General features: G+C 39.7%; 1 protein-coding gene. It reads right to left on the bottom strand.

Annotated elements, in window-relative coordinates:
* Window positions 1-6,169 (bottom strand): hemagglutinin repeat-containing protein (locus tag ACYIAL_RS12410; protein WP_483751858.1); only part of this gene is annotated, 6,169 nt, incomplete at both ends.

The following is a 6,169-nucleotide window of genomic DNA, read 5'->3' on the forward strand; positions in this document are numbered from 1 at the left end:
CTTTTCGGTAATACGACTCTTCCGCCGCATCAATCGTGATATCTTTGCCTGCGCCAAGATTCACATTATGCGTCCCAACCACTTCGCTGCCCGTCACGGTTAAATGGTTGCCCGCATTAATGTTCACCCTGTCACCATAAACCCCACTGCCTTTTTGCGTGATATTATCGACCTCAATATCTTCAGTAATTGAACCCTTATTGAGTAAGCCTTTGGTTTTGGCTTTGTGATGCTCGGTTAACTGTAAACGCGCTTGCTCACTACCGATATTAATATCATGCTCGGCTAGGATATTTAAGCGCTTATCGCTCGATAATGCCGCCGATTTCGCCAAGATATCATGCCCCGCAATTAAGTTAAGGTCACCTTGGGTTAACAGTTCACTGCCCACCACATCTTCAATATCAACCTTGTGTGAGTGATTCTTATTCCATATCGCGTCTTGATAGCTTTCTGTCTTTAAGGTCGATAAATTGATATCGTGCCCCGCTATCACGTTAGTGACCCCATCTTCACCGCCATTTATTACCAAGGCCGCACCCAAATTGATATCATGCCCCGCTTTTAAGTGGATATCACCATCGGTGACGCTGAGACTTGAAACTTGGTCAATCACCGTGTTTTTGCTTTTGCTCGCACCGTAATGCGTTTCGCTGGTCGAGGTGGTGCTATTTAAGTTGATGTCGTTATTCGCCTGTAAATAAGCCAACCTATCCGCTTTTAATTTGCCACTGCTGTTAATGCTATCTTTCGCTTGAATGATAATTGCACCCGCATCAATCAAACCTTGGTTATTGACGTTATTGCCTAATAAGGCAACCCGGTTTTTACCTAATATCGTCCCCGAATTTCCTATATCCTTCTTCGCCAACACCGTGACACTTTTACCCGATAATAATGCCCCCTCCGACGTTAATTGTGGGCGGTTAACGAGGTAAACTTGTGGCACCAATACCGAGACCAGTTGTCCATCGACCATCACCGTCTTGCTTTCCAACCAGACAATATCACTAGTCAAAGCTTTCATTTGTTCCGCTGACAGCGAGGCACCTACCGATAATCCGTACTGCTTAGCAAACGTGGCCCCAGCATTCATTAAGGCTTTATACTGCTCTAGGTCACTGCTATAATCACCAATATAACGATGACCCGTTAAAATGGCAATTTGCTCTCGGATGAGCTGTTGCTCGTAATAACCATCCCCTAACCGTTTTTGGATGTTATTCGGATCAACCCGTAATTGGTTAAGCATATAATCCGAACTTAACCACTTTTTGCGATTGGTGAAACGGCTGTCGGTTTCCACCAAATAATTGCTTTGTGGATCTTTATTAATTATCGATAAGCTATTTTGCGGTAAGGTCAGATTAGGCTCAACAAAGATGATTGAATCCGCATGTGACTGACCCGCTTCACTCGGCACCGAAACTTTTTGATTATCATCAATTATCGGTGCGTCGGGCTTTTCAACTTTCTCGGGCGGCAAAATGGGTTGTGTGATCGGCAAATCATGAATTGGCGATTCGGTTGAAATGCTGACATTGCCTTTTTCTTTACCCTGATTGATGATATCTTCTAGCGAATTGTCTAGATGTTTCTCATTTTTGATCTCTGTTACGATCGGATTAACAATGTGACCTATGCTAACTTTTTCCTCTTCACGTGGTTGCAAATCAACGTTGGTTTTATCTAGATTGCTATGCGATTCTATTTTGGCATGCTCAAGATCGATAGTAGTAATGAATTGGTTTTTATAATCTTTCCATTCTGCTCTTTTTGTATATACGGTTTTACCTTTCCTATGTCCTTTATCTCGATAATGATAAATTTTATCACCAGTATCGGTAACGGTGCGCTGACCTTTTAATGAGTGATTATTGAGTGTGCCAGTCATGATATCTAAGGCATTACCGGCAATAATTTTACTATTATCATTCTCTAAATGGTCGGATTGGACAACCAAATTCTTTCCTGAAATGATTTCTGCCGGCGCGGTACTTTTAATTTTAGTTTCATAAATATTTCTTGTGTAGTCATATTTGTGATACTTATAAGTGGAATCAAAAGCGCCATTATTTGAATGCAAAACAGGATATCTATGCCGTTTTTTAGGGCTAGTGCGAATACTCACTTCATCTGGCTTAAATCGTCGTGCGTCACCGCTTGGGGAATATTCAACAATATGTTGGCTATCGACTAAGACATCTTCAGTTTCAATATGGTCATTAATGTTGTTAATTTGATTAACGTTTAATGTCATATCGTCAGTCGCTTCGATCCGCGCTGAGTGGTTGTTTAGTGTTTGCCCCTCAATGTACATATCCCCTAAGCTGAGTATTAGTGCATGATTGGTGTTATTTAACGTGTTGACATCCAATAAAAGCGCTTCCCTTGCTGCAATAGTTGGCGCAATGGGGCTAGTTAAAGCAGGAGCACGGTTGTTGACTTCATGGGCTTTGATATAAATCCAATCCCCATATAAGCGTGCCCCGTCTAGATTGTCAACACGCTGTGAAGCGTTCAAATTTACCTCACCACCATCAATCAACCCTTTATTTTCCAATATACGTCCTTCGGTATTGATTTCCTCAGATTCTATAATCCCTGTGGCGGTATTTTTAATTTCATCACTCCTAAGGGTGATTGCTTGACCCGATGAGATTTTTCCGTCATTGGTAATTTGGCTTGCATTGATTAAAATATCATTATTCGCTAGCAAGCTGTTTTTGTTATCAAACGCCTGAGTTAAATTAAGCGCAATATCGTTTTCAGCGAGCAGTTCACCGTCGCCACTCAGTTGATTGGCGTTAATGGTAATATCATTGGCTAATAAACGTGCTTGGTTATTAGCTATTTTATCCGCTTGAATATGTAATAACGTTTTGGCAATCATATCGGCTTGTTGGTTTTCAAGCGATTGGGTTTTTAACTCAATTTGCCCTGCATTCAATTTGGCATGCTGATTAGTAATAGCATTTGCAATAATCTTCAATAAGCTTGCGGTTTCAAGTTTTGATTGGCTGTTATTAATCGAATCAGCCTCAATCAAAATGCCCTTATTGGCCACCATTGTTGAGTGTTGATTATCAATAGCCCCCTGAGAGTGTAATTGAATTTGTTGCATCGCCGTTAGCGTTGCCTGATTGTTAGTTAAATTATTTTCTGCCTGTAACTCAATATTGCCCATGCTCAATAATTTGGCTTGTCGGTTATCAAGGGTTTGTCCCGCTAAGGTGACATCCCCTTTGGCTTGAATATCGGCAGACTGGTTATTGATGTGATTTGCGTTGACCGTTAGGTCACTTTCTGCGACCAATTGTGCTTGATGATTATTCACATTATTGGCAGTAATGGCCAATAAGCCCTTACTGCTTAATTCAGCATCGTCATTATCTAAATCATCAGCATGGATAATCAGGCCGTCTTTCCCCGAAATGAGGAGTGCATGTTGATTGGCTAAGCTGGCATTGACATTAATTTGCATACCTTGATTAGCCTGTAGTGCCGCTTCACGATTGTCAAGGTTATTGGCATGAATCGAAATATGTTTATCAGCTAACCATAAGGCGTTTTGATTATTTATTTCGTCACTGTTTACGGTAATATTTTGTTTTGCTGATAAGGTACCATCTTGGTTGTTCGTTTTATTGGCATCAATATGTATAGAATCGTTAGTAATTAACGTGGCGGATTGATTATCAAATTCGGTACTTTGGATATTGATGCCTTTATCGGCATGGATATAGGCCGATTGGTTGGCTAATTTTTTAGCGGTTAATGCTAATTGAGCACCCGATATTAAGGTCGCCTCGTTATTATTTAAATCATTGGCTTTAACGGTAATGTCCTTATCCGCTTTCCATACCGCCGATTGATTATTGATTTCATCACTTTCAAGGATGATGGCATTTTGGCTGACCCATTTGACCAAGGTGCTATTGAGCTTTTTCGCTTTTATGCGAAGATTATCATCGGCTTTTAAGATGGATGACTGACTATTGAGTTCATCGGCATTAAGCTTGACTTCACCACCGGCTGCCAATAAGCTATTTTGATTATGAATGTGTTTGGCCACCATATCGATTTTATTTTGCGTTCGAATATCAGCTTCTTGATTATCTAATTGCTCATCGGCAGTAAATCCAACATTGCCTTTAGCCAGCATCGTGCTCTGTTGATTGTTAATGCTTTTACCTTGCATGGTCAGGTCATGATGCGATTTGATTTTCGAACGTTGATTATCAATTAACTGTGACTCAAGGTTGAGTTTATCACCTGAAATCAATGTCGCATCAGCATTGTTCAATTTGTTGGTAGCCGCCATTGATAGCGCTTTACCTGATTGCATCGCTAAATGGCGGTTATCAATATCTTTACCTTGTATATTTATCGATTGCTGGCTAATGATTTGTGCATTTTGATTGTCAATATCGTCAGCCTGAATATGAATATCTGCTAGTGCATTGATAAGGGTATTTTGGTTATTGACAATATTCGACGCTAAGTCAATTTTTCCATAGCTGAGTAATTTGCTGTTATGATTATTTAAATGCGGTGCTTTAAAGAAAATATTTTTATAGCTTGATATTGACGAATTTTGATTATTTATCGTTTGGGCATCAGCACTAATATGACCTTCACTAATCCATTTAGCATTGTTATTGTCTAATTGTGAAGTTGCACTCACTGTTATGTCATCTTTGGCACTTAAGGTGACTTCATTTAATTTCACCATGTTAGCGGTAATGCTGGCTTGTTTTTCACTCACCATTAATCCATTTGTGGCATCAATATCATCGGTTGCATTGAGTTTAATATCACCTTTTGCCTTCACTTTTACTTTTTGGGCTTCAATATGCGAACTGGTGATATGAATATCCTGATTGCTGATAAATATCCCTTCATTAGCCCATAGTTGCTCTGCGGTTATAGCAATGCGATCGCTGGCGCTGAGTTCGGCATGATGATTATTGATATTTTTACCTTGTAACGTTAAGGTGGAATTCGTGAGTAATCGTGCTGATTGATTGTTTAGCTCAGTGGAATTAATTGACAAATCACCATTGGCTTTTAATTCTGCAGATTGGTTATTCACCTGCTGCCCATCAATCGCAATATTATGGAGTGCGGTGAGTTTGGCATATTGGTTAAAAAATTGTTTAACATTCAGATTAATCGTGTTTTCAGAAATAAATGTCGATGCTTCATTGTTCATTAATGCACTGTGAATATTGATATCACCTTTCGCACTTAACGCTGCTTTTTGGTTGTTAATTTGGTTGGCATGGATCGTTAAAGCGCCTTCCGTTAATAATTCAGACTGTTGATTATCAATCTGATGGCTAGCAATGGTTAAATCTTTTTTTGATTGTAATGTTGATTTTTGGTTTTCTAATGTTTTCGCCTTTATTTGCAAATGGTCATGACTGACTAATAGCGATTCATTATTGATAATCTGTTGGCTTTGTAAATTAATTGCCCCTTCCGCCAAAAGCGTCGCCTTGTGATTATCGATGAAGTCCTCAGCATTAAAATTAATGCTGCTGCCCGCATTGAATTTGGATTGCGCATTGTTGATATTATGGGCGCTAAAGGCAATATCTTTATTCGCCAGTATAACCGATTGTTGATTATTAATGGTGTTGGCATTAGCAGAGTAAGAGCTATTCGTTTTAGTTTGTAAATGACGACTATCAATGGCATTGCTCGCTTGTAAAGTGATATCTTTTTCACTCTTGATTGTAGCTGCATTGATGTCGATATTTTCGGCGGTTAATGTAACCGATTCCGCTATATTTTGGCTGTTGGCTAGATGAATATTTTTTTGCGCATTGACTCTGATGTGTTGACCGGCCAGATTTTTACCCGTGAGGGAAACTTGATTAGCATCAGCGATAATATTACCAGGCTCGGTCAGTTTTCCCTTTTCATCAATACCCGCAGCCACAGTACTATTTTTAGTGCTATTTATCGCTGAGCCTTTAAGAACAACATCGTGCTTGGCAAGGAATGAACCCTCATTCACAATGGCTTTTTGACTGTTTAAGTGGATATTTTGTTGACTGTAAATTTGCTTGCTATTGCGAATGTCCTGTTGACTGCTTAAGCGAATATCTTGCTGAGCCTGCATCGCCCCCGTATTGACAATTTTTCCATCCGCCGTCAAAGT

The sequence above is a fragment of the Gilliamella sp. X-57 genome (assembly GCF_057063565.1).